This window comes from Peribacillus sp. FSL E2-0159 (genome assembly GCF_038643155.1).
Classification (GTDB): Bacteria; Bacillota; Bacilli; order Bacillales; family DSM-1321; genus Peribacillus; species Peribacillus simplex.
Genome location: NZ_CP152053.1, coordinates 867,263 through 888,657, shown reverse-complemented (window position 1 = coordinate 888,657; position 21,395 = coordinate 867,263). Strand labels below are relative to the sequence as shown.

Genomic DNA, 21,395 nt, shown 5'->3' with positions numbered 1-21,395 from the left:
ATGGAGCCTCATATTTTTTATGTACATCTCTTTACTTTGGCTGAACAGAATCCTATTTAGCTACCACAATCGCTGCTTTTATTGTTAGTTCGACTTTTCTTGGAGAAACTTTTTGAATTGCTCTTTTGTAACATCCGATTTCATTGCCAATGTTACTAATTCCCGCCATTCGTCAGGAAGGTTTCCATCAAAATCCTTCATATCATCATCTCTTTCTTTTTATTTTTAGTTAATTTATCTGAATCTTAACGTGCAATAATCAGTCTATTTCGATGTAAAGCAATATTCGGAATATCATTATAAATTATCTCAATCATCTATAGCTGCATTTTAGTGTAAATTTTAGAAGTCTTTACATTTACATATAAGGCCCCAATATTTGTTATGTAATCAGGGAATTCCCCATTCTTCTATATTAATAACCGCAATTATTTATTAATAAAAGTGAATAGCATCTATCGAGAGTAGTATAACGGAGGTAAAAAGAGATGGTTTATTGATAGAGGTTATTTGAGGTTTTCAATCCTGCCGGAGATTGCTTGAAAACAAAGCAAGAAGGACTTGGCCAAAAGTCCTTCTTATGTCTAGTCTTCCAAAGTTGATTGTTCGATTTTTTGTATGATATGTGAAAGGTTCATGGAGGCACGTTTTTTATAATCCCTGCCTATGGATTTGAATAACCCTTTCGCTAAACCTATTAATATGATTTTGGTATGTCCATCCAAAATAATGGACTTATTAGGGAAACTTGATTCAGCTTGTGCACCGCCAATCTTATTAGCTGTTTCCTTAATAAAATCAATGATTTTAATTTCCTGGATTTTTCCTTCGATATCGGTTTTATAGATAATTTGATTTCTCCAAAGCTTAAGCTCAACCCTCTGTTTAGTATAATCGAAGAGGTCTTCCGTAATATGAACATTGCTCATTTGAATGGAGTCTTTAATGGGATACAATTTCGGGTTAGGATTGATTTTCTTTATTAATGATTGGTCAATCGTGACCTTTTCCCGCTTTATGCGCGTATTTTTCGTTTCACATAGAATCAGCCTTAACTGTCCGGCAATTATATTGTTGAACTCTTCCAATCCAAAGAATTCAACAAGCATTACACTATATTCCAAAATGGTGATCGCTTCATCAAATTTTTGTTTAGCAGCCGCATTCGATCTAGTAAAAACCAATCGATTCTTCCTCTCCATATCCTTTTCACCCCACTGAATTCAAATCTATTGAATAAATAGTAAAAACATCCATAATGGATGTTTCAGACTGTAGACAAATTCTAAGAAAAGCGAATTTGCCTACAATTTTTTTCTTAAAAAACGTTTCAAGTGTTTTCAGAAATCCGCTCCCTTTCCGCCGACTGTCTGCCAAGCCTCATCAAAGCAAGTGCCTGCGGGATCTCAACTAGCCAGTTATTCGGCAGGAGTGTCGCAAATTTCTTCAATTCAATGAGAATTTCATAAAATACAATTATATACTAGTCTTAATATTGGTTCGGGATGAGACATTCCGAACCCCCTTTTGTCGAAAAACTGAACATTTATAATGGATGTTTTACTTATTAGGTCTGAACTTTATCGACTCCGATGTATGATTACCTTTTTCTCCTGTATATTCAATACTGATTACATTAGCCAAATTGATATGTTTGCCACCGGCTTGCAGCCACGTCGCATTTTGAATTAATTGCAATTTCAGGATACTATTCGCTTCATCAGAATATTGTTCATTCGTCTCTAACTCTTCTGTCTCACCATTCACATAATAAAATTTATATTTTGCATTACTCATTTTCATCAGCCTCTTTTCAACTACTTCATTCGACAAGGAATGACAATTGTCCTGCTTTCAGTAAAGTTAGATCGGCTTTCATATCAATGACGTCCCATGGAATGATCATACTATTCATAAAAAGACTGTCGAGAATGGACAGTCTATCGGTGAGGTAGCTTTTGATATTCAGACTTTTTATCTATCGAAGTGCTGTTTCATTAACTCTTTAAATCGTGTTCCATCTATTTCTTCTTTCGTCACTTTCCCATCTTCCCACTGTGTAAAGGATGCATCAGTTAAAGTGATGTTCCCGCTGTTTGTCAAACGGGTGATTAATGGATGCTTATTAAATGGCGATTGGGGATTTTCCCTAATGATCGTTTGGACCTCATTAAGTTCCGCTACATTTCCTACGGATTTTGAAGAATCAAAAGCATACCCTATTCTCCAATCTCGATCTTTATGTTTCAGTTTTAATTCAAGGATATGATCTCCATGGTCGGTACTTTCTTTTTTTATCCTGAATTCACCATTTTGGGAAACGACCGTTTCTTCGTTCAACGGAACTGGTTTTAAAGGCAAATTCCCGCCAAAACCCGTATCGATCAAATAGGTTTGGCTCTCATGGTTCAATAGAATGGTGACATGGGTCCTTCCTATGGTCATCCACCCCTGATTATAGATGACACCCCGAACCAAGAATACATCAAAGTCATTTTCCATCAGGAAAAAATAAAGGGCTGTATTCAATTCATAACATAGTCCACCCTCATTCCTCACGAGGACTTTGTTGATGATATTCTCTTTATTGATATCACTCAGATGGGATGCCATGATTGATAAGTTTTCAAAAGGAATGGTTTTCGCTGTCTTATCCAGAATTTCATCTAATTTCTCAAATGTCAGTTTCACATCTTCCTGGAGCCCTATTCTTTTCCTGAATAATGCATTCAATTCATTCATTAAGATTCCCCCCTTTAGACAGATACCGACGAAGAGTATCTTGACTTTGTATATATTCATTATACTTTGTCCATATTTCATTCTTCAATCAATCTGCCATTAGCTCGACCTTTTCCTTATCACATGAAAAGAGGTCGCCCAATAATGTCTTAATTCTGGGCAACCTCCTCCATTCATTCTTCGAAGCAGTTTTGTTTTCTTTAATCATTCATTTACCTGTAAGATGATTTTACCTAAATTCTTATTGGCTTCCATATGTTCATGCGCCCTTTGTACCTCTTCAAAAGCGAAGACATGATCCACGATTGCCTTGATTTCATTTTGAAGGAACAACGGCATCGCCTTTTTAACAAATTCTTCGGTTAACTCTTTTTTATATTCATCACTCCGAGGAGTTAATAGAGTGCCTTTTAATTGTACTCTTTTTAAAAGAAGTTCCATCAAGTTCACCTTCTCGACTACAGTTCCGCCTAGAATGCCTATCAGTACCCATCGTCCATCAGTTTTTATGCTTTTAAGGTTTTTCTCCCAGTAAGAGGCACCGATGAAATCCAGGATAACATCCACTCCTTGATTATTTGTAGCTTTCAGTACTTCCTCGTCAAAAGATTGATCTTTATAGTTGATACAGATATCCGCTCCTAGTGAGTGACAGAAATCCAATTTTTCCTTTGAGCCGGCTGTAGTGATGATCTTCGCTTTTGTTAATTTTTTTGCCAGTTGGATAGCTGCTGTGCCTACACCGCTTCCGCCAGCATGAATCAATACCGTATCTTGATCCTTCAATTCACCTAACCAAAACAAGGTTTGGTACGCCGTCAAGAATACTTCAGGAATCGCTGCCGCTTCTTCAAATGACAGGTTATCCGGGATTTTCATTGCTCGATCAGCCGGCATCAAGGCATATTGAGCATAACCGCCGCCGTTTACAAGGCCCATCACCCTTGTCCCTAATTGTATATTTGCACCTTCCCCTGTTTCCACCACTTCCCCAGAAACCTCAATCCCCAATATTGGATTGGCCATATAACCGGATTTCCCTTCTCGTGAAACAATATCCGTTCTATTTATCGCAGAGGCTTTCACCTTAATTAATATTTCCCCTTTTTCCGGCATGGGCTTTGAAAAATCTTTAAATAGTAATTGTTCTGCTCCACCCGGTTCTTTAACCACTACTGCTTTCATTTGACCCACTCCTTACCATTAATTTCGTGACCATCCTTTAAAATGTTTTGTCTTGAAGATGGAAACTATGCTACTCCAAAAAATATCCACAAGCAAATAATTAGGTTTTGGTAAACATGAGAGAATAAAAAAAAGCCGATGTCCCTTTCGGGTCCATCGCGCTTTTTTGAAGAGTTTCAATTACCGTTTATTAAGCGATTGATTTCTATCCAAGTCATGATGCAATTGTGCTGCCGGTACCTTAGGGTTAGGTATCTGCCCTTTTGCAACTGGTTCAGCTACATAAACAAAATCTCCCGTATCATCTGGGGCGCTTCCTGTTGCCCACAAGCCGTCTGCTGATTCATTACCTTCTGACAAGTTCCAGAATTCGTACGCTTCCGGTTGAGATTCCATTTCCGCTTCCGGTGGGAATGAAGCGGGAACGACAACGCCATTTTATGGCTCGATAAATAAGATTTATAAAAGGTCCAATTACCTGTCTATAACTTTACAATACAGGGTAAAGTAAAAAGATCCATATATAGGAAAATGATCCATATCAAAGAAACCTAAAAGGAGGATGGAAAATGGATTTCAAGCCCCGAAATCAAAAAGATCAATCTATTTCAGAATTACGTTATACTTATTCCGCTCGTAATCTATGGTCCGGTTTTCTATTTGGGATCGGATTGGTCGCATTCATCGATGAGGCCATCTTTCATCAACTATTACATTGGCACCATTTCTATGACAAGTCCACATCCAATATTGGGCTTGTCTCGGATGGTTTATTTCACGCACTAAGCTGGTTCGCAACGGTCGGGTCTTTATTCATGTTTGCTGACCTTCGTCGTCGAAAGGGATTATGGCTGAAAAGGTGGATAGGAGGAGTTTTACTCGGGGCAGGTTCATTTCAGTTATATGATGGGATCATCCAGCACAAGCTCATGCGTCTCCATCAAATCCGTTACAATGTCGACATTCTTCCATACGACTTGATTTGGAACATTGCAGCCACAATCATGATCTTGATTGGCATTACCCTCGTCATTCAAACAAGACGCAGCTTACTTAAAACGAAAGAAGACGCCCGCAATGCACAGTAATGGACATATTCATGAAAATGGTGCTGATTTTGAACCAATTTTATTGATTTTATTCACGCTTGTTATAGTGATTTATATCGCAGCTGTCGTAATTTCGAGCCGCCGCTATAAAAAATGGCCCTTATACCGTACTTTCTTTTGGATTCTTGGCACCATCTGTGCAGCCTCTGCAATTACAGGCCCCATAGCCAATCGCGCGCATATGGACTTCACGGCGCATATGGTTGGTCATTTACTGCTTGGAATGATTGCACCCATCTTACTCGTGTTTGCTGCACCTATTACTCTTGCACTGCGAACACTTGATGTGCCATCAGCAAGATGCCTTTCACAGGTGTTGAAAAGTCGGCCGCTGAGCATTTTAAGCAATCCTATCACTGCCTCCGTGCTTAATATTGGAGGGCTTTGGTTACTCTATACAACCGGTTTATTTGGGGTGATGCATCAGGACGCCCTTCTACATGCATTGGTGCATTTTCACGTGTTCATAGTGGGCTATCTATTCACTGCCTCGATAATTTATATGGACCCGACTCCCCACAGGTTCAGCTTCATGTTTCGAGCTATCGTATTTACAATTTCACTGGCCGGCCATGATATCCTTTCTAAATATATTTTTGCCCACCCGCCAAGCGGGGTCACCAAGGAACAGGCGGAAAATGGCGGAATGTTAATGTACTATGCCGGTGATGCCATTGACGTAGCACTTATCTGCATCCTTTGCTATCAATGGTTCAAAGCCACCCGTCCTAAAGGCACCCTTGCCTTGTAGCAGGAACAGTTCTATGATTGCTTTTTAAACTCCTGTGTTTCTGTTTATTCGTCCAACATTTAGCTCATACTAATTTTTGATGAAAAAAATTTAGGATGGAGCTGAATGGAAAATGGAATTTGAAGCTAACAATTCTACTGAAAGTGCTCTTCGTGATTATAAAGCTGGAATCGGTGCCTTTACGCATAAAATGCCAGATCTTGCTGAGAAATTCAATTCTTTTACGGAAGAGTGCTTTAAAGAAGGTCAATTATCCAGGAAAGAAAAACAGCTTATCGCACTAGGAATAAGCTTATATTCACAAGATGAATACTGTATTATCTATCATACAAAAGGATGTCTTGATCAAGGCTGTTCCGAACAAGAAATTCTTGAAGCAATTGGTGTGACAGCAGCATTTGGCGGAGGAGCAACCATGAGTCAGGCTGTAACCCTCGTCCAGGAATGCATCCAGGAAATAAATCAGATGAAACAGTAATAAAGAAGGGATAGGACAGTTATAGTCCTACCCCTTCTTTATGTTCTTTTAAAAAAAATCTATTTAGCATACATGGCCAAAAAGCCTTGTCATTTAATGTTTGCTTTTAATGACTAATGTTGTTATTTCTTTGTGAGGGTGCATACGAATTCATCATTTGTTGCATATCCTGCTGTGCAAGCTGTGGAACTTGGTAGTAATGATGCTTGTTTTGATATAACGAAATCTCATATGCCATCTCAATGCAGTTCGGAATGGAATCTGCAAATACACGGCGAACCACAGGATTCGTTATTTCAAGCGCTGACATCGCTTTCAAGGATGCTGCAGACTTAACAGCTCCAAGCATCATGCCTGAAATGCATTCATCCGTAATTTCCGAGACGGATTGCAAAGGTTTCTTAGGCTGTGTTGGAGTCAATCCATATATAAAATCGTTACCTTGATTCATTTTGTAGCTCTGGGTCGGTTTAGAAGGATCCTGACCCGTTTGAAAGCACTCCAATGTAATATTATATTCATCTTGGATGAACTGATATTGGCGATCCAAAATATCCAGCAATTCCTGATCCTGTACATGCTGACGCAAAAGCATATAAGTGTTTAGTGTACCAATCGTTCCCGATAACACTTCATGCACATCGAATACTTCGTGACCTCCATGATTCATTTGTGGAGGAATAGCACCAGTTTGCATGTTCTGGTGTACTTGACCTTGTTGATATTGATTTTGATTTTGCATTGTATTTCCCTCCTCGTTTTATCAATCAAGCGAACAAGTTTAGTATGTTAAAACCCAACAGGATTATTCAATCTAAACTCTTCCAAGATGACCGATTAAGCTGCCTACATCATATCTTCTGTATAAAAAAAGCCGTGGCGCTTTAAACTATAAACACTTTTATTGAATGGGAGGATTTCAAGATACACATAAATGCTTCTATTGTACTGATGACACGGAAGAAAAAAATCCATGTTGTAACGTTTCAAGTTACTGACACGGATAGAAATGAGATGCTCTGTGATGAATGTTATCAAGAATGGCTGCAAGGAATAAAAGGTAAAGTATCAAGCGGCATTTTTCCAACTTTGCTTTAATGGATGAGCTTAAAAATATCCCCTTAATCACGCTGACTTCGTGATTGAATCCCAACATGATTAAAGGGTTAATTCCGATAATGAAAGGACGATTAAGGAATCACTACCATTGCAGACTTTCGATTAAGTAGCACTTTGTACATTGTTGACTATAATCATTTTTTACAAATTCATGATTACAATTCTCCCGAAAAATGTCCAGCTCTCTTTTCAACTGTTCCAATTGAGTTTCCAACTGTTTCATTTCAACTTTTATCTGGATTACCCGATTCATCGAATTCTCCCTCTCATCGGAATCATTGATAGATTTCCCCGTCCGTTTTCCTAAATTCATTCGCTTTTTCTTTAAGCCCTTCATCGATCACCGACTCAAAACCCAGACCCTTTTCCTTCGCCAAATCACGGATGTCCTGAGAGATTCTCATACTGCAGAATTTTGGTCCGCACATTGAACAGAAATGGGCTGTTTTGGCTCCTTCAGCCGGAAGTGTTTCATCGTGATATTCGACCGCCCTTTCAGGATCGAGGGAAAGATTGAATTGATCTCTCCAACGAAATTCGAATCTAGCCTTAGAAAGCGCATCATCCCGTTTTCTTGCATGCGGATGGCCTTTAGCAAGGTCAGCTGCGTGGGCCGCAATTTTATAAGTAATGACCCCTACTCGAACATCCTCTTTATTCGGAAGTCCCAAATGCTCTTTCGGTGTCACATAACAAAGCATGGCAGTTCCAAACCATCCAATCATGGCAGCACCAATCGCAGAAGTGATATGATCGTATCCAGGAGCTATATCCGTTGTCAATGGTCCCAGGGTATAGAATGGTGCTTCTTGACAGACTTCCAGCTGCTTATCCATATTTTCTTTAATCAAATGCATCGGTACGTGACCGGGTCCCTCCACCATGACTTGAACATCGTGCTTCCAAGCAATCTTCGTCAGTTCCCCAAGTGTTTCCAATTCAGCAAATTGTGCCTCATCGTTTGCATCTGCAATGGATCCCGGACGGAGGCCGTCACCTAATGAGAAAGAGACATCATACGCCTTCATGATTTCACAAATCTCTTCAAAGTGAGTATAGAGAAAACTTTCTTGGTGGTGGGCCAAGCACCATTGTGCCATGATGGAGCCCCCTCGGGAAACAATTCCCGTAACTCGCTTTGCTGTCATGGGGATGTATCGCAAAAGCACACCAGCGTGTATGGTGAAGTAATCGACACCTTGCTCAGCCTGCTCGATTAATGTATCCCGGAAAACTTCCCAATTTAAATCTTCCGCTACTCCATTCACTTTTTCCAATGCTTGATATATCGGAACCGTCCCAACCGGAACAGGTGAATTCCTGATAATCCATTCCCGGGTCGTGTGAATATTCTTTCCGGTGGAAAGATCCATTATATTGTCTGCACCCCATCGTGTAGCCCAAGTCATTTTCTCCACTTCAGCTTCGATCGATGAACTAACAGCGGAATTTCCAATATTCGCATTTATTTTCACGTGAAAATTACGTCCGATGATCATGGGCTCACTTTCAGGATGGTTAATATTTGCCGGAATGATCGCACGCCCGCTAGCTACCTCTTCTCTTACAAACTCAGGGGCCACATTTTCCCTGATCGAAATGAACTCCATTTCCGGAGTAATGATTCCTTTACGGGCATAATGGAGCTGGGTTACGTTTTGCCCTTTAACTGCACGCAATGGTTTTCTTTTCAATCCCGGAAAAACTTCTGCGTTGGATTGTGCTTCCACTTTTTTATACCCGTTATCTTCGGGCTTTATTTCACGGCCTTCATACTCTTCAACATCTTCCCGTTCCAGAACCCAACTGCGTCTAATCGGGGCAAGACCTTTATGAATATCAATGGGATATTCTGAATCCGTATAAAAGCCGCTTGTGTCATATACTCGTAAAGGCGGGTTATCCTCTTCACCGAATGCACCTGTAGTCGGACTTAGCTTAATTTCACGCATAGGTACTTTAATATCAGGTCTGGATCCCTCAACATACACTTTTTTACTCCCGGCAAAACTGGACATAATTGAAACGTTCATGTCATTTACTGAATTACTCATCATGATTTCATTTCTCCTTTTTAAGTTCATTTAAAAAGGACAAAATCCAATCCATTTCGCACGAAAAAGCCGGATCTCATATTTAAGACCCGGCTAACGTTAGTTTGACTACAAAAATGACCAATTGAAATGTCATTGTTTAGTAGATTCTAACTTCCCCACGCTGGTATGAACCAGATCAGGTCCTGAGGGTTAAGAAGCTTAAGCGCTTCTCTCTCAGCCCAACTTTTATTGGACACCCCTAGTCTGAATAATTTAATTAATTACAGGGTAACTATATATCACCCTTTTCATTCTGTAAATACTTTGAAAGACCTAATATTTCCTTAACAACTCTCTAAAATTTGGTATTTTGAGGAGTACCGCCAATTAGTTCCCCAGGCTCTCAAGGATAGGGAAAAGCTCCTCTAAATGCTTGATTTCATAGGTTGGAAGCACTTCATTTCGTTCCTTATCATGGCGATTTATCCAGACCGACTTTATGCCTACCCGTGATGCTCCAAGGATATCAGTCATTAAATTATCGCCGACCATCAATACTTCATCCTTATCAAGCTCCATGATTTCCAAAGCATGCTCAAAAATGGAGGCATCTGGTTTACCTCGTCCAAATGCACCTGAAATCACGATTTGGTCAAAATAAGGAACCAGTTCAGGCGTAATTTCAAGTTTGGTATTTTGCAGTTCAGGAGATCCGTTCGTAAGCAATAGCAATTTGTACTTCCCTTTTAATTCATCCAGAACACGGAATGATTCTTCATAGATAAATGGCTTTTTGCGTCTCTCGGCCGGAAAACGTTCTGCCAGTTCAAGCCCAAATTCCGGGTCATCGATCCCTAATGCCTTTAAGCCTCTCGTCCACGCTTCCTTCCGATAAGCCGGTGCAATCCCGGCCATCTTCCGGAATTCATCATGATCATCCTGAAAATTCCCCCATAGTCCCTCAAATGGGTTGATTCCGATCATTTGAGTGAATGCATATGTATCGTAAGAAGAATAAAGCTCACGCGCTTCCTTTCGCACCGCTTCTTCAAACTCGTCGACATTCAGATCATATTTCTCCTTGGCCACTTCGCATGTGGCCACAAAAGCCTCTTTTACACTTTTCTGATCCCATAGTAATGTATCATCTAAATCAAAAAAAACTGCCTTAAGCAAAATGTCCACCCCTCTTTCCCTATTATTGAATTCGTAAAAATTACACTATTACAATAATAAACCACAACCAATAAAAAAAGAATAACTATTCGGAAAATGCCTTCCTCTTTCTTAAAATCAGCAAAATCACTTACTCTTTCTGGTAGTAAGCCCTATATTTCCCCTCAGCATCTTTCAAATACATAAAGCTTTCCATTACTGGCAATCTTGAATTTTGGACCTGTGAACCCCCGTCGGATCAGCTCCTTTCTTATATATACCATGAGGGCCGCATGACTCACGATCAGAACATCCCTTTCCCCCTTTGCAAAGACTTCATCCAATACTTTATTGATCCTTCGCTCTGCAATCTTAATTTCCGCCCTTGTCTGCTTGTTGAACACCGAGCAGCTGCGAATCCAGATGGCCCAAAGGATGAACGGCAGTTTCACCCTTCCTTTGAGAGGGGGAGAAGGTATTTCCCGCAGCTCCTCCATCCGATGAACCGTACCTGGATAAATATGTTCCGCTGTCTTAACGGCCCTCGACATATCACTGCAATAACATTCCTGCCATTCCTCCACGCCAAATAAAGTCGTTCCATAAATAATATCCGCTGCATCATATTCCTCAAACCATTGCTTCATATCATCCGCCGTCACAGATCTCCCAGTAGGAAATTCATGTGCCACCTTAAAATGCCGTACCAAGCCAATTTTCATATATTCTCCTTTTTATCTTTTTAAATATTCGTTTCTTTCTTGTAAAAGCCATTATCAATATATTACCCTATGTAAACCTATATAATAAATGTAAGCTGAAACCAGTAAAAACCTTACTGAGCTCTCCTTGACATTGTGTATGTTTAAAAAAATTTTACGGTTTGTGTCACTGCTAGGCTTTGATTATGATAGCATCGAAAAAAGAGAAAGCATTTCGCCTTCTCCAGTCATGGTTTAATCTATGAATTGAAGTTCTGTTATCGTACATCTTTTCCTGAATTTATATTTCCCGCTCAAATCACTGAATTGATAATCATTGAGGGATTTCCTCAGTTGTTCCTTTAGCTTATCCACCGTGATGGTTTCCTCAACTGTCTCTTTCCAATTTTCATTTCCTATTAACTCTTCGAACGGAATGGTAGTCAGGACTTCATCATATATCTGGATGCTTTGATCGATGCCGAAGCTGCCATAGATACTGCCATTTTCATCAGCAAAGATATGCTCCGATTCCAATTCCTCCACCAATACTTCTAGATATTCCTTTGACTTAACAGGCTTGATGGCAATCTCCGCTTCTGCCTTTACAGGTCCCAATCTCTTATCGATGATCTCTATCGTCAATTTAACGTGAACGGGCGGATACCCAAACCCTTCATATAGTTCTGCTGCCGAATTATATACCATCTGTACATCCTCCTTTTGTCACTATCATTATATAATATAAATACTTCATTTCATTACCAAAAACCCTTATTCAAGATCACTTGGCACAGCATCTTTTTTTAATCAGCTCTTCTTTTTCAAACCATACGCTCCTTCATCATCTGAAGGGTCAATCGTCACATTTCCGGATTCCCTTGAAACGAAAGCCACGATTATAGTCAAAAAAATCATGTAATCCTGATTTTTTCAGTTCACGGGCTTAATTTATCATTCAAATTTCACACCTCTTTTATACGGATTCATAATACAGCATCAACTTCGATCCATTTGTGAACATACTAAAAAAATCCAATGCAGCTCCATGCATTGGATTTTTTATAAGCTTCACATTATGGATTTAACACCACTTTAATACATTCATCTTCGTGATCGTTAAAGATTTGATAAGCTTCACTCGCTTTTTCAAGAGGGACTTTATGGGATATGATTTCCGTGGGGTCGAACTCTCCTGCCGTGATTTTATCAAAGAGCTTGGGCATGTAGTGAATGACCGGTGCTTGCCCCATTTTCAGGTTAATGTTCCTCTCAAATAAATTGCCTAATGGGAACATATTATATTTGGATCCGTATACGCCAGTCAGTTGAATCGTGCCGAATTTACGTACGGCATTAAGTGCAATCTCGATCGCACTTAACGTTCCGCCCTGAAGTTTCAACTTTTGCTCAATCGCCTCGATCGTTGATTTCTTGCCATCCATTCCCACACAATCTATGACCACATCCGCCCCTCCTGAAGTGATTTCCTTAATGTAGCTGCCCATATCGTTATATTCATCGAAGTTATAAGGCTCAACCTTGTTCATCTGTTTTGCCCTATTGAGTCTATAAGGAAGATTGTCGATGACAATGACCCTTTTTGCTCCTTTCATCCAAGCGAACTTCTGAGCCATCAAACCAATCGGCCCACAGCCCAATACCACTACCGTATCATCTTTCTTGACGCCAGCGTTCTCTACACTCCAATATGCGGTTGGCAGCACATCGGACATGAATAATAGTGCCTCATCTTCAAGTTCACATGACTCTGGGATGACAAACGGCATGAAGTTTCCATATGGGACCCTTAAATATTCTGCCTTCCCGCCTGGATAGTTCCCATATCGTTCAGTAAAACCAAAATATCCGCCTGTATCCACTGCTTCATTGGGGTTGGAATTATCACATTGACTCTCCATATCATGTTCACAATAATAACAGTGCCCACAAGAAATGTTGAAAGGCAGGACAACCCTGTCCCCTTTTTTCACCTTCGTCACTTCCGGACCCACTTCTTCAACGATGCCCATCGGTTCATGGCCAATGACATAATCTTTATGCGTCGGCAGAGCACCCTGATATATATGGAGATCGGACCCGCATATAGCCGTTGAAGTCACCCGGACGATGATATCATCCCTTTGCTGGAGTTTCGGATCTTCAACTTGTTTTACCTGTATATCTTTTGCTCCTTGAAAGGTTACAGCCTTCATAATCAATCTCCTAAAATATTCTTATTACATTTCATATACCCGTCCAAAAGACTACAAAGCCTATGAACACCTAATTTTCCCAGGAATTAGATGTCCTTCATTACAAAAAAGCCCCGGAAAACCGGGACTCACCTATGAAACCATTTATTTAGTACTTTATTTATTGCCTATATTATTGTGCTTGTACTCTCTTAGTACCTCATTGAATACATCGGGATAATTCGTAAACAGCCCCGTTGCACCCCATTCAAGAGCCTTTTTCATATCGGCTCTATCATTTACCGTATATGGATGGAATTGAAGGTCATGGTTGCGAACCATCTTCACATATTGTCCGTCTACCTTACTGAAGTTCGGGCCAACGCCAATTGCATATTCCTTAATGGAATCCAATTCTTCATCGGAAATGGTTGCTTGGTTCTTATAAGAAAAAAGTTGCACAAGCGGTAACTTTGGATTCATGTCATGAACCTTCATAAGGCTTTCTTTACTGAACGATTGTATTAATACATTCTTGGTACGGCCTTTGGAATCCACCATTTTATATTCTTCCAGAACCTGCAGGAGTTCTTCTTCCATTCCTGGATACACATCAGGGGACTTTGTTTCGATATAGTAATTGGCCTGCTTGCCGAACTTCTTAAAGACTTCTTCAAGAGTGGGAACCGTTAACCCTTCATAGACCTCTTTTGCCAATTGCGGATATTTTTCATTGAACCATGTACCGGCATCCAGTTTCTTGATTTCTGCCAGCGTTAAATCCTTCACCAGACCAGTACCATTCGTTGTACGATCTACCTTTTCATCATGCATTGCTATCAATCTTCCATCCTTGGTCATTTGAAGATCAATTTCTATGTAGTCGCCTTTCATTTGTTCTCCCAATTGATAAGCGGGAATGGTATGTTCAGGTGCATAGCCAGAAGCACCCCGATGTGCGATATTCACGATTTTCTTCTCATAAATAGATGAATTGGAATGATTTCCTTTAGCTGCTGAAGCCCCCATGGAAGTAGCCTGCAATATAAAGGCCGCACTCATCATACATAAACCGAATTTCTTTATATTCATTTTCATTTCCCTCTCTCCCTCCTATTATTACCATTATTTTAAAAGGGGAATGTGAATCTACAGCGAATATAATGTAAAGAAATAATATATTAGTCAAAATGGGTAAAATAGCCTATCAAATACAATACCAGCAGTGCACTCATTTAATTTGTTGTACCTGACCAGACAGGTGAATAACAGCTTAATTCTTTGGATTAGAAACCCACTAAAAGCCTCTTTTTCTAAAAAAATCATAAATAAAAAAAGTGCTAAACATGGAAACTGGTAAACCAATAAGAAGATATAGTAAGTTTCTTGGCATGAACATATTAAAATTGTAGAAAAAAACAATCACCCAAATGAACATGACTATATATTTCAAATATTTCGCTAGTCTCATTCTTTATCTCACCTTCTCTCAATAGTCTTCCTATCCATAATAAATCAAACTTAGAGCCGATAAATTCCAGATATTAGATCAGATGTGCTAATGTTTTCTTACGAAGTGGGCCTGGACAAGTGGTTTCCTATTCTGCACCCCTTCCGGTACTAATTTTCACCAGAACCTTGCCTAGAGAAAAGCCCTTTCTAAAATATAGATAGAGGGGTGACAAAATCTATTTTTTTCTGATTTACAAAAAACTAGTATCATATTACTATTAAACAAACAAACAGAATATTAATATTAAGGGGAATTATGTTAAAAAATTATCAATATTATCAAAACAAACACCGATTTATACTGAAAGCATTCATGGCAATGATATCCTTTTTACTATTAGTTGGGATTTCTGTATCACCTATAAGTTGGAAAGATAATCCCTACGAGATGATATTACAGGTCATTTTAATATCGGGGATGATAATTTCTCTGTTATTTTTCTTAAAAACAGAAGTCAATTTTTATAAAACCCTATTCATTTTCTTAATTACTGTTTATTTGTATAGCAAATTCTGGATATTCCCAGATACCGCAATCATGCTGGCTTTATTTGCTATAGCGCCCTTGATTCCCATTTTTCTCTTTGATAAAATCGGGTTTTATATTGTCGCCACTTTAAATATCATATTAGGTCCCGCTTCCATCTTGATCATTTCAAAAACGGATCTTCAATACACTTATGAATATGTCGCTTTGGATAGTTTCGGCAACACGCTTAATTTCATCGCTATACAAATCATATTGGTATTCGTATTCATAGGAACCAATAATAGAGTGGAGTCCACTAATGCATTTCATAAGGAAATACAGCAGGCCAAGCAATTGAACTCAGTCGGACAGCTTGCTGCCACCATTGCACACGAGATACGTAATCCGATTACAGTCGTGAAAGGATTTGCCCAGTTATTAGATCAAGAGAAGGAACTGAATGAAACGGAAAAATTTTATGTACAAACCATGCTTACAGAACTTGAATATACACAAGTGATTATCAATGACTATTTGTCTTTGGCAAAACCGCAAACGGATAATGTACAGGTCATTCCTTTAAATTATGAAATCCAAAAGATTTCCGATCTATTAACCAGTTTCGCCAATAATCGTAACATAGGCTTTCTCCTGGATTTCCATGACGACCTGTTCATTAACATGAATCCCATCGAGCTTAAACAGATACTGGTCAATATCATGAAAAATGGAATTGAGTCAATGAACAAACCCGGATTCATCAAGGTAGAAACAGAGCAGGAACGCACCATGGCAAAAATACAAATAACGGATACAGGAATAGGTCTCTCAAAAGAACAGCTTGAAATACTAGGTACCCCATTTTATTCACTTAAAGATAGGGGAACCGGTATCGGCCTGACCGTTTGTTATTCCATCGTTCAAAAATACAAAGGGAAAATCGTGGTACAGAGCGAAGTGAACAAAGGAACATCTTTCACCATTTATTTGCCCTTACATAAAGAAATAGATTAAACATACATTCCAAATAAGAAAAAGGATGACCTCTCACACCGGGAGGTCATCCTTTTTCTATTAGGCTTTAAAACTATCTTGCCATTTCAGCAAATGATTTTCTAAAAAGCGGACAAACGAGTCTGAGATTTTACCAGCCAGGGCAAAAATGATGATGCCTACGAATACGACGTCCGTTTGCATGAATGAACGGGCATCCTGGATCATGAAGCCCACCCCTCTATCCGCACCTAGCAATTCAGCGACGACCAGGCACATCCAAGCCGCACTTAAGGCTAAACGAATACCAAGTAATATGTTTGGTAAGGCTGCCGGAATCATGAGCTTCGTTATTTGTTCCCGACGGCTAAACTCCAAGATTAGGGCAACATCGTATAGTTTTTTATCCACATTCCGAAGGCCCAAAAAAGTTTGTAAATATAAAGGAAAAAAAGCACCTAAAGCAATAAGCAGCACTTTAGATAGTTCACCAAATCCGAACCACATAATGAATAAAGGGGTAATCGCAAGTAGAGGAACCGTTCGTAACATTTGAATGCTTGGGTTTAGATATTCTTCGGATTTTTTTTGCATGCCAACGATGACTCCTAACAATAAGCCTAAAAAACCACCTAATGCAAAGCCAAGAAGTGCCCGCGTTAAACTGATTTGTAAATGCATGCCCATTTCTCCCGACTGAACGAGATCAATGAAAGTCGTGACGATCAATAAAGGTGATGAGAATAATTGGGCAGGCAGGATGCCAACCGATCCTAATGTTTGCCATGCAATCAACACGACAACGGGAAGGACCGAACCCCGCAATGCCGATTTGGCAAGTCTGGATTGTTTTGTCGTTTCCCTTATGACAAGCCGCTTGTTTTGAGCAACGGTCTGTGTAGACATAATTTTCATCCTTCCTTTTTTCAAAAATTTAAATGCTCCAATCTTCCACTTCTACTGGATGATGATCAAGTTGGGTTAATATGACGGACCTGAATTCCTGAAACGCTTTGCTTGTTCGAGTTCTTGGGTATGGTAAATCAATTGGAACAATAGCTTTAATCCGCCCAGGCTTTGCATCCATGACGACCACTTTCCTCGATAAAAAGATGGATTCATCAATATCATGGGTGACAAGCACCATCGTTGTCTTATTCCTCTCCCATATTTCTAGTAAAGCCTCTTGAAGATGAGTTCGCGTGAATGCATCCAATGCACCGAATGGCTCATCCAGCAATAAAACTTCAGGATTACGCAATAATGCCCTGGCAATGGCAACACGCTGCGACATTCCACCGGATAATTGGCGAGGATAGGCCTTTTCAAAACCTTTTAGTTTAACAAGTGAAATCAAATCATCCACCCTTTTTCGAATGTCCGGTTTCTTTAATGGAAGGTTACCCGCAATATTCTGCTCCACGTTTAGCCATGGAAATAAGCGATGCTCCTGAAAAATGAAACCACGGTCTTTAGAAGGGCCGCTAACCGGGTGATCCCCTGCTATGATCGCACCGTCAAAATCTGAATCAAGTCCTGCGATTAACTTTAATAATGTGCTTTTACCGCAGCCGCTCGGACCAATGATGGTAACAAACTCCCCATTGTTGACGGTCAGATTTAAATTATCCAAAACATGGACACTTTCATTCTCATTCTTAAATGTTTTGCTTACATGATTAATTTCTAATGTCGCAACCAATATCCTCACCCTTTCTCAAATAAAAAAAATAGAGATCCAGCAATAAGGCACATATTGTCCCTTTGCTGAATCTCTAGTTAACTAGTCGATTCAATATTTCATTTTATATTAACTTATCGATTATTTATAATCAACACCTAATACCAATTTAATTTATCGGATTAATAGTAAAAAAATAATTGACAGATAATTCTAACAGCTGTTAAGATGCATTCATACACAAATCCGCTTCACACTGGAGCCAATTAAATAAAGGTCATCTGAATCAACTGGACTACCGGAGATTCAATGAAGAGTAACCCGGCATACTCTTCATTGAATCTCTTTTTGTCATTATTCTGACTATCCAGATGTGGTAAGTGTAATGAAAAAGGAGGGAATTCATGAAGGAACATCGTAACAAGTTAACCGCAATACTACTTGCCATCATTAGCATCGCTGTATTGGCAGGCTGTAATTCCGATGCCGGTAAAGCTTCCGGGAAAAGTGATCCACTGAAAGTTCATATTGCCTTAAATGGCAAGATGGGGCCGTTGGTCATTGCAAAGGAAAAGGGATTGTTCGACGAAGAGTTTTCTAAACTGGATGCCCAAATCGAGTGGAGTGAATTCCCGAGTGGTCCCCCGCTTTTGGAATCCCTTGCTTCCAATCGGGTTGACCTGTCTTTTTTAGGGGATGGTGCACTGATTGCCGGCATTGATAAGAATCTGCCATTCGAAGTGATTGCACAAACAGGTCGAGGTGAGTCATCTGTCCGGATCCTGGCTCAAGCAGAAGGTAACATAAAGCAGATTGAAGACTTAAAGGGAAAAACGGTCGGTGTTGCTTCGGGGACAACGGGTCATGTGTATTTAATCAAGGCATTGAAAGCCCATGGTTTAACGACTGATGATATTAAACTCATAAACTTACAACCAGATGATGCTCAAGCCGCTTTTGAAACCAAACAATTGGACGCCTGGGCGATATGGAACCCTTATTACCTTAATAATATTGAAAAAGGGAATGCTGTCGCACTTAAAGTAAAAGGAAAAATATTAGCTCCTGGTGCAATCATTGCACGTAAGGGATTTGCAAAAGAACATCCTGAAATTGTCGAGGCCTATTTAAAGGTTTATAAAAAAGCTGCCGACTGGCAAATTAAAAATCCAGATGAAGCATCTGAAATTTATTCCAAAGAAACTAAATTGCCTGTGGGTACGGTCAAGACAATAATAACGGCCGAAGAACCAAATATCTTCTTTACCGAAGATGCCATCAAAGCACAACAAGAATCTATCGATACTTTAGCTGGTGTGGGTTATATCAAGAAATCATTTAATTTTAAAAACCAGATCCACAATGAATACATTGATGAAGCCTTTAAAAAATAAAAAAACATACCTTATTAGGAGGAGATTGATTATGACGGAAACTAAAACACAACAAATAAAAGTGGTACCCGTAGCAGGAAGGATTGGAGCGGAAATTCAAGGAGTCCAATTAAGCGGAGACTTAGATTTAGCTATTTTCAGTGAAATCAAACAAGCGTTAAACGATCATAAAGTCGTATTCTTCAAAGGTCAAAATCATTTGGACGATGCCAGCCAAGAAGCATTTGCCAAGCTATTGGGTGAGCCTTATGCACATCCTACAGTACCGGTCAAAGACAATACTAACTACATTTTCGAACTTGATTCCGAACGGGGTGCTAAAGCAAACCATTGGCATACTGATGTCACTTTCGTTCCTGAAGTTCCAAAATACTCTGTTTTAAGAGGGGTAACCATCCCTAATGTTGGCGGAGATACAGTTTGGGCAAATACGAATAAAGCATATGAGGACCTGCCGGATGGATTGAAGGAATTAGCGGACGGACTATGGGCGATCCATACAAATGAATATGATTATGCTCAATTCAAACCAGCTGAAAACATCGATGATGAGGTTAAAAAGAAATATCGTGATATATTCGAATCGACCATTTATAAAACAAGGCACCCAGTCGTTCACGTGCACTCAGAAACCGGAAAAAGGCATTTGTTATTAGGTGGCTTTGCGGGAAGAGTGGAAGGATATACAACAAGTGAATCTGAAAGATTATTAAGTATCTTCGATTCATACGTCACGCGCTTAGAAAATACCGTGCGTTGGCAATGGAGTGAAGGGGACGTGGTCATTTGGGATAACCTAGCCACGCAGCACTACGCTATTGCCGATTACGGTGACCAGCACCGCGTCGTTCGCCGGGTCACTGTAGGAAAAGACATTCCCGTAAACAAGGAGAACGAGTCAAGCAGACTAATTATAAAAAAATAAAACTCATGTAGAGTGTAAGGTTCGAAAACACTCAAACCTCCTGAGGAACTGGTCTTATTGCAGGAAGTTTGAGTGTTTTCTTTATTGAACAGGTCTTCCGACTCGCTCTTTGGCAATTTAAGTACTTTCATACAAAAGGCCTCATTTAAAATTCACTTCAATGTATTCAATCTCTTCTGCCGCACTTAATGTGCCATGGGCTTTTCCAACTGTGCCTTCTTTGTCTTCCCAAAAGAAGTTATGGTCCTGAACGATCGTGCTAAAATCTAAGTCTCACCACCGGGCAGCAATGCCGAGCAATCTATCTCTATGCAGAAAATCACTTGAATCCACTATTTTATGAACTTCTTCTATACTCTTAGGGGACATCGGTCTAGCTCCCCATTTATCTTGCGATCGAACCATTTGATGAGTCATTTTATGCATGACAACCATGACTTCCGTTTCGGTTGAGTCTTCATCAAGTCCTGTTTCAAATTCAATCCCATCATATATCGCCGTTTTCGCTTCAAGTTCCGCCTCTTTAGCTTTCGCTTCCCTTTGGGCTTTGATTTTTACATCCTCTCTTTCTCTTTCAATTTGTTCCTTGGTTTCCCTGGCTTTGATTTCCATTTTGGCTTTTTCATACTCATTGGAGTTTTCCATGATTTTAAAGGAAGCAATCCCCAACCCGGATAATGCAACAAATGAGATTCCACTAATGAGTAAAAACCTTTTGCGTTTTCTTCATAAAACTTCCTCCAAAGTATTGATATGATAGATAATATTTATTTTAACTTATTAAATGGATGGACTATCCAGAAAAGCAGACATCCAAAATCCTTGTCTCTGCCCTACTCAAAGATCATTCAGATATTAATAATCACCCTAGGCATCATTCTATTTTTTCACAAGGACTCCTAAATATTGTATTATTTAAAAATGATGGTTTAGTTTTTTGGAGGGAGTCT

At 39.6% G+C, this 21,395-nt stretch carries 20 protein-coding genes, 2 pseudogenes and 1 riboswitch; of the genes and pseudogenes, 6 read left to right on the top strand and 16 right to left on the bottom strand.

Features of this window, described 5'->3' with window-relative positions:
* Nucleotides 1–84: 84 nt before the first annotated feature.
* The 6 genes and pseudogenes from NYE63_RS04495 to NYE63_RS04470 form a co-directional block, all read right to left on the bottom strand.
* On the bottom strand, nucleotides 85–201 hold the full coding sequence (locus NYE63_RS04495; RefSeq protein WP_342604225.1) for an anti-repressor SinI family protein: 117 nt from the start codon (nucleotides 199–201) through the stop codon (nucleotides 85–87).
* Nucleotides 202–584: 383 nt separating this feature from the next.
* A complete protein-coding gene (locus NYE63_RS04490; RefSeq protein ID WP_144480313.1) occupies nucleotides 585–1,202 on the bottom strand; it encodes a hypothetical protein in 618 nt (205 codons plus the stop codon).
* A 358-nt stretch (nucleotides 1,203–1,560) separates the two neighbouring features.
* A complete protein-coding gene (locus NYE63_RS04485; RefSeq protein ID WP_342604224.1) occupies nucleotides 1,561–1,797 on the bottom strand; it encodes a hypothetical protein in 237 nt (78 codons plus the stop codon).
* Between the two features lie 177 nt (nucleotides 1,798–1,974).
* Entirely contained in the window at nucleotides 1,975–2,742 is a 768-nt protein-coding gene (locus tag NYE63_RS04480) for an arylamine N-acetyltransferase (RefSeq protein WP_342604223.1), read from the bottom strand.
* Nucleotides 2,743–2,946: 204 nt separating this feature from the next.
* Nucleotides 2,947–3,927 carry an NAD(P)H-quinone oxidoreductase gene (locus tag NYE63_RS04475; protein ID WP_342604222.1) on the bottom strand — a complete coding sequence of 327 codons (981 nt, stop codon included), beginning with the start codon at nucleotides 3,925–3,927 and terminating at the stop codon, nucleotides 2,947–2,949.
* A 180-nt stretch (nucleotides 3,928–4,107) separates the two neighbouring features.
* A pseudogene (locus tag NYE63_RS04470) lies at nucleotides 4,108–4,365 on the bottom strand (manganese catalase family protein); the annotation flags it as partial.
* 131 nt (nucleotides 4,366–4,496) lie between these two features.
* Between NYE63_RS04470 and NYE63_RS04465 the strand changes: the two are divergent.
* From NYE63_RS04465 to NYE63_RS04455, 3 genes are all read left to right on the top strand, one after another.
* Nucleotides 4,497–5,015 (top strand): DUF2243 domain-containing protein, encoded by a 519-nt coding sequence (locus NYE63_RS04465; protein ID WP_148357338.1) that lies wholly within the window; start codon nucleotides 4,497–4,499, stop codon nucleotides 5,013–5,015.
* Complete coding sequence (locus tag NYE63_RS04460; protein ID WP_342604221.1) at nucleotides 5,005–5,787, top strand: cytochrome c oxidase assembly protein; 783 nt, start codon at nucleotides 5,005–5,007, stop codon at nucleotides 5,785–5,787. The genes NYE63_RS04465 and NYE63_RS04460 overlap by 11 nt, the downstream gene beginning before the upstream one ends.
* A gap of 112 nt (nucleotides 5,788–5,899) precedes the next feature.
* Nucleotides 5,900–6,265 (top strand): carboxymuconolactone decarboxylase family protein, encoded by a 366-nt coding sequence (locus tag NYE63_RS04455; protein WP_342604220.1) that lies wholly within the window; start codon nucleotides 5,900–5,902, stop codon nucleotides 6,263–6,265.
* Between the two features lie 106 nt (nucleotides 6,266–6,371).
* Here the strand turns inward: NYE63_RS04455 and NYE63_RS04450 are convergent, their stop codons facing one another.
* From NYE63_RS04450 to NYE63_RS04420, 7 genes are all read right to left on the bottom strand, one after another.
* Nucleotides 6,372–7,007 carry a spore coat protein gene (locus NYE63_RS04450; protein WP_342604219.1) on the bottom strand — a complete coding sequence of 212 codons (636 nt, stop codon included), beginning with the start codon at nucleotides 7,005–7,007 and terminating at the stop codon, nucleotides 6,372–6,374.
* Nucleotides 7,008–7,659: 652 nt separating this feature from the next.
* Nucleotides 7,660–9,441: a phosphomethylpyrimidine synthase ThiC gene (gene thiC, locus NYE63_RS04445; RefSeq protein WP_342604218.1), complete on the bottom strand. Its 1,782-nt coding sequence runs from the start codon at nucleotides 9,439–9,441 to the stop codon at nucleotides 7,660–7,662.
* 135 nt (nucleotides 9,442–9,576) lie between these two features.
* Nucleotides 9,577–9,691, bottom strand: a riboswitch (TPP riboswitch).
* Between the two features lie 116 nt (nucleotides 9,692–9,807).
* Nucleotides 9,808–10,596 carry an HAD family hydrolase gene (locus NYE63_RS04440; RefSeq protein ID WP_342604217.1) on the bottom strand — a complete coding sequence of 263 codons (789 nt, stop codon included), beginning with the start codon at nucleotides 10,594–10,596 and terminating at the stop codon, nucleotides 9,808–9,810.
* Between the two features lie 164 nt (nucleotides 10,597–10,760).
* Nucleotides 10,761–11,297: a histidine phosphatase family protein gene (locus NYE63_RS04435; protein WP_342604216.1), complete on the bottom strand. Its 537-nt coding sequence runs from the start codon at nucleotides 11,295–11,297 to the stop codon at nucleotides 10,761–10,763.
* A 234-nt stretch (nucleotides 11,298–11,531) separates the two neighbouring features.
* Nucleotides 11,532–11,984 carry a hypothetical protein gene (locus NYE63_RS04430; protein WP_342604215.1) on the bottom strand — a complete coding sequence of 151 codons (453 nt, stop codon included), beginning with the start codon at nucleotides 11,982–11,984 and terminating at the stop codon, nucleotides 11,532–11,534.
* Between the two features lie 368 nt (nucleotides 11,985–12,352).
* Entirely contained in the window at nucleotides 12,353–13,492 is a 1,140-nt protein-coding gene (locus NYE63_RS04425) for a zinc-dependent alcohol dehydrogenase (RefSeq protein ID WP_342604214.1), read from the bottom strand.
* Nucleotides 13,493–13,648: 156 nt separating this feature from the next.
* Nucleotides 13,649–14,569, bottom strand: coding sequence for a glycerophosphodiester phosphodiesterase (locus tag NYE63_RS04420; protein WP_342604213.1), 921 nt, complete (start codon nucleotides 14,567–14,569; stop codon nucleotides 13,649–13,651).
* 670 nt (nucleotides 14,570–15,239) lie between these two features.
* Between NYE63_RS04420 and NYE63_RS04415 the strand changes: the two genes are divergently transcribed.
* Nucleotides 15,240–16,466 carry an ATP-binding protein gene (locus NYE63_RS04415; protein ID WP_342604212.1) on the top strand — a complete coding sequence of 409 codons (1,227 nt, stop codon included), beginning with the start codon at nucleotides 15,240–15,242 and terminating at the stop codon, nucleotides 16,464–16,466.
* A 60-nt stretch (nucleotides 16,467–16,526) separates the two neighbouring features.
* On the opposite strand, the gene NYE63_RS04410 is transcribed toward NYE63_RS04415, so the two are convergent.
* Nucleotides 16,527–17,351 carry an ABC transporter permease gene (locus tag NYE63_RS04410; protein ID WP_342604211.1) on the bottom strand — a complete coding sequence of 275 codons (825 nt, stop codon included), beginning with the start codon at nucleotides 17,349–17,351 and terminating at the stop codon, nucleotides 16,527–16,529.
* A gap of 28 nt (nucleotides 17,352–17,379) precedes the next feature.
* Nucleotides 17,380–18,147 carry an ABC transporter ATP-binding protein gene (locus NYE63_RS04405; RefSeq protein WP_342604210.1) on the bottom strand — a complete coding sequence of 256 codons (768 nt, stop codon included), beginning with the start codon at nucleotides 18,145–18,147 and terminating at the stop codon, nucleotides 17,380–17,382.
* Between the two features lie 383 nt (nucleotides 18,148–18,530).
* On the opposite strand from NYE63_RS04405, the gene NYE63_RS04400 reads away from it, so the two are divergent.
* Complete coding sequence (locus tag NYE63_RS04400) at nucleotides 18,531–19,520, top strand: aliphatic sulfonate ABC transporter substrate-binding protein (protein WP_342604209.1); 990 nt, start codon at nucleotides 18,531–18,533, stop codon at nucleotides 19,518–19,520.
* 31 nt (nucleotides 19,521–19,551) lie between these two features.
* Nucleotides 19,552–20,445 carry a TauD/TfdA family dioxygenase gene (locus NYE63_RS04395; RefSeq protein ID WP_342604208.1) on the top strand — a complete coding sequence of 298 codons (894 nt, stop codon included), beginning with the start codon at nucleotides 19,552–19,554 and terminating at the stop codon, nucleotides 20,443–20,445.
* Between the two features lie 141 nt (nucleotides 20,446–20,586).
* Here the strand turns inward: NYE63_RS04395 and NYE63_RS04390 are convergent.
* Nucleotides 20,587–21,057 (bottom strand): annotated as a pseudogene (locus tag NYE63_RS04390) (DUF6241 domain-containing protein).
* Nucleotides 21,058–21,395: the final 338 nt, after the last annotated feature.

Coding starts and splice junctions, on each gene's coding strand:
- NYE63_RS04435 (WP_342604216.1), bottom strand. CDS start 11,297: ATGAAAATTGGCTTGGTACGGCATTTTAAGGTGGCACATGAATTTCCT.
- NYE63_RS04480 (WP_342604223.1), bottom strand. CDS start 2,742: ATGAATGAATTGAATGCATTATTCAGGAAAAGAATAGGGCTCCAGGAA.
- NYE63_RS04420 (WP_342604213.1), bottom strand. CDS start 14,569: ATGAAAATGAATATAAAGAAATTCGGTTTATGTATGATGAGTGCGGCC.
- NYE63_RS04490 (WP_144480313.1), bottom strand. CDS start 1,202: ATGGAGAGGAAGAATCGATTGGTTTTTACTAGATCGAATGCGGCTGCT.
- NYE63_RS04395 (WP_342604208.1), top strand. CDS start 19,552: ATGACGGAAACTAAAACACAACAAATAAAAGTGGTACCCGTAGCAGGA.
- thiC (WP_342604218.1), bottom strand. CDS start 9,441: ATGATGAGTAATTCAGTAAATGACATGAACGTTTCAATTATGTCCAGT.
- NYE63_RS04415 (WP_342604212.1), top strand. CDS start 15,240: ATGTTAAAAAATTATCAATATTATCAAAACAAACACCGATTTATACTG.
- NYE63_RS04455 (WP_342604220.1), top strand. CDS start 5,900: ATGGAATTTGAAGCTAACAATTCTACTGAAAGTGCTCTTCGTGATTAT.
- NYE63_RS04400 (WP_342604209.1), top strand. CDS start 18,531: ATGAAGGAACATCGTAACAAGTTAACCGCAATACTACTTGCCATCATT.
- NYE63_RS04460 (WP_342604221.1), top strand. CDS start 5,005: ATGCACAGTAATGGACATATTCATGAAAATGGTGCTGATTTTGAACCA.
- NYE63_RS04425 (WP_342604214.1), bottom strand. CDS start 13,492: ATGAAGGCTGTAACCTTTCAAGGAGCAAAAGATATACAGGTAAAACAA.
- NYE63_RS04495 (WP_342604225.1), bottom strand. CDS start 201: ATGAAGGATTTTGATGGAAACCTTCCTGACGAATGGCGGGAATTAGTA.
- NYE63_RS04485 (WP_342604224.1), bottom strand. CDS start 1,797: ATGAGTAATGCAAAATATAAATTTTATTATGTGAATGGTGAGACAGAA.
- NYE63_RS04465 (WP_148357338.1), top strand. CDS start 4,497: ATGGATTTCAAGCCCCGAAATCAAAAAGATCAATCTATTTCAGAATTA.
- NYE63_RS04410 (WP_342604211.1), bottom strand. CDS start 17,351: ATGTCTACACAGACCGTTGCTCAAAACAAGCGGCTTGTCATAAGGGAA.
- NYE63_RS04430 (WP_342604215.1), bottom strand. CDS start 11,984: ATGGTATATAATTCGGCAGCAGAACTATATGAAGGGTTTGGGTATCCG.
- NYE63_RS04450 (WP_342604219.1), bottom strand. CDS start 7,007: ATGCAAAATCAAAATCAATATCAACAAGGTCAAGTACACCAGAACATG.
- NYE63_RS04475 (WP_342604222.1), bottom strand. CDS start 3,927: ATGAAAGCAGTAGTGGTTAAAGAACCGGGTGGAGCAGAACAATTACTA.